This is a genomic window from Streptomyces sp. DH12 (genome assembly GCF_020873895.1).
GTDB lineage: Bacteria > Actinomycetota > Actinomycetes > Streptomycetales > Streptomycetaceae > Streptomyces.
This window is the reverse complement of the sequence record NZ_JAHWGT010001077.1, coordinates 1-452: the sequence shown is the minus strand read 5'-3', so window position 1 is coordinate 452 and position 452 is coordinate 1. Positions and strand designations below refer to the sequence as shown.

Annotated in this window: 1 protein-coding gene; it reads left to right on the top strand. The window is 73.9% G+C overall.

Annotated elements, in window-relative coordinates:
* The coding region (locus LPA54_RS38595; RefSeq protein ID WP_228985045.1) for an FAD-dependent oxidoreductase at nucleotides 1-452 on the top strand (452 nt) is incomplete at both ends.

The following is a 452-nucleotide window of genomic DNA, read 5'->3' as shown; positions in this document are numbered from 1 at the left end:
CCCTGAGCACCGGTGAGGAACTGACCGCCGACGAGATCCTGTTCGCCACCGGCCGGACCCCTCGGACCGGGGACCTGGGGCTCGACACCGTAGGACTGACCCCGGGAGAGCGGCTCGCCGTGGACGACACCTACCGGGTCACAGCCGTACCGGACGGCTGGCTCTACGCCGTCGGTGACGTCAACGGACGGGCACTGCTCACCCACCAGGGCAAGTACCAGGCCCGCATCGCCGGCGCCGTCATAGCGGCCCGGGCGGGAGGACGGCCGGTCGGTGACGCGCCGTGGGGCGCCCACGCCGGTACGGCCGACACCGCGGCCGTACCCCAGGTCGTCTTCGGGGTGCCCGAGGTCGCCTCGGTCGGCCTCACCACCGCGGAGGCCGAGCGCACCGGCCGCCGGGTCGACGTCGTCGACCACGACATGACGGGCGTCGCCGGAGCGCACCAGTAC